The sequence below is a fragment of the Rhodopseudomonas sp. AAP120 genome (genome assembly GCF_001295845.1).
Lineage (GTDB): Bacteria > Pseudomonadota > Alphaproteobacteria > Rhizobiales > Xanthobacteraceae > Rhodopseudomonas.
In genome coordinates, this window is the sequence record NZ_LJIC01000139.1 from 1 (window position 1) to 2105 (window position 2105).

1 protein-coding gene is annotated in these 2105 nt (G+C 69.8%); it reads right to left on the minus strand.

All coding sequences use genetic code 11. The features are described 5' to 3' along the window. Window positions 1-108: 108 nt before the first annotated feature. Window positions 109-1914: a DNA mismatch repair endonuclease MutL gene (gene mutL, locus IP86_RS20985; protein ID WP_054164377.1), complete on the minus strand. Its 1806-nt coding sequence runs from the start codon at window positions 1912-1914 to the stop codon at window positions 109-111. Window positions 1915-2105: the final 191 nt, after the last annotated feature.

Genomic DNA, 2105 nt, shown 5'->3' on the forward strand with positions numbered 1-2105 from the left:
GGGGGGGGCCCCTCCCCTCCGCGAGTCGCTGAGTCACTGCCTGGGGCGCCCTCACCCCAACCCTCTCCCGCAAGCGGGAGAGGGAGCGCGCTGTGCCTGTGGCGCTGACTACCTCCGCCCGAACAGCTTCTCGATATCGGTCAGCGTCAGCTCGACATACGTTGGACGGCCGTGATTGCACTGGCCGGAGTTCGGCGTCGATTCCATTTCGCGGAGCAGTGCGTTCATTTCCTCGGGCTTGAGCACGCGGCCGGCCCGCACCGAGCCGTGGCAGGCCATCGTCGCCGCGACGTGCATCAGCCGGCGCTCCAGCGGCAGAGCTTCGTCCCATTCGGCCATGTGCTCGGCGAGGTCGCGCAGCAGCGATGCCGCGTCGGTCTTGCCGAGTAGCGACGGCGTCTCGCGCACCGCCACCGCGCCCGGCCCGAAACTTTCGATCACCAGGCCGAACTTGGCGAGCTCGTCGGCGCGCGCGAGCAAGCGCTCCACCGTCGCCTCGTCCATCTCGACGATATCCGGGATCAGCAGGATCTGACGCTGCACGCCGTTGGCATCGAGCGACGCCTTGAGCCGCTCATAGACGATGCGCTCATGCGCGGCATGCTGATCGACAACGATGAGTCCGCCGCGGGTCTGCGACACGATATAGGTTTCATGGATCTGCGTCCGCGCCGCGCCGAGCGGACGGTCGAGCAGATCGGGGGCGATGTCGTGAGGGCGGACATCGGCACTCGGCGCGCCGACGTCGAACGCCGCTTGGCTGCGCTCGGCGAAGGATGGCGTTGCAAAACCCGCGCTGCCGCCGGCCGGATAGGATGGCGAACTCCGCCAGTCCCAATTCGCCGGAGAAGCGGACGGCGCCGCCCCCGGACGAAACGTCGAGATCACACTGCTGGCGCTGTTGGCGGCGGTGCGGCGGCCTTCGCGCGCAAGCCCCTCTTTTAGCGCGTGCACGATCAGCGCGCGGACCAGGCCCGCATTGCGGAAGCGCACTTCGGTCTTGGCCGGATGCACGTTGGCGTCGACTTCGCGGCTGTCCAGCGTGACGAACAGCGCCAGCACCGGGTGACGATCGCGCGGCAAGTAATCAGCGTAGGCGCCGCGCACCGCGCCAAGGATCAGCTTGTCGCGCACCGGGCGGCCATTGACGAACAGATACTGGCCGAGCGCGTTGGCGCGCGTCAGCGACGGCGCAGCGGCGAAGCCTTCGACGATGACGCCTTCGCGCTGCGACCGGACTTCGATTGCATTGGCGCGAAAATCCGCACCGAGAATATCGCCGAGCCGGATCAGTTGCCCGGGCGCGCCCGGCAGCGCCGCCGCCCACGTCACCGGCGCGCGCTCCTCGCCGGCCAGCGTGAAGGCGATGTCCGGCCGCGCCATCGCGAGGCGCCGCACAACTTCGCGGATCGCTTCGGCCTCGGTGCGGTCGGTCTTGAGAAACTTCAGCCGCGCCGGCGTGGCGAAGAACAGATCGGCGACTTCGACGCGGGTGCCCTGCGACAGCGCCGCCGGCGCGATCGGGGTCTTGTCGCCGCCCTCGACGCGCAGCGCCCAGGCGTGCGGCTCTTCGGCGTGCCGCGTGGTGATCGACAGCCGCGCCACCGCGCCGATCGACGGCAGCGCCTCGCCGCGGAAGCCGAGCGTGCGGATCGCCAGCAGGTCCTCGTCGTCGAGCTTGGAGGTGGCGTGGCGATCGACGGCGAGCGCGAGATCGGTCGCGGTCATGCCCGAGCCGTCGTCAGCGATCACGATCTTCCGCCGCCCGCCGCCGTCGGAGAAGATGTCGATGCGGCTGGCGCCGGCATCGATCGCGTTCTCGACCAGCTCCTTCACGACACTCGCCGGCCGCTCCACCACCTCGCCGGCGGCGATGCGGTTGACGATGGTTTCGGGGAGCTGGCGAACGGGCATAGGCGACTCGGCTGCGGGGCGTGAAGTTTAGGCGACTATGAAGATAATGGCGATGCAGGGGCGGCGTGGCGGAGCCTTCTTCACCCTCCCCTGGAGGGGGAGGGTCGGCGGGTAGCGCGCGCAGCGCGGTGCACGCCGGGGTGGGGTGAGCCGCGGGCACGGCGGATGAACTCTTCGCCCCCCCCCCCCCC

Bases quoted from the DNA above. Each gene is read 5' to 3' on its own strand.
- mutL (WP_054164377.1), bottom strand. From the start codon at position 1,914: ATGCCCGTTCGCCAGCTCCCCGAAACCATCGTCAACCGCATCGCCGCC.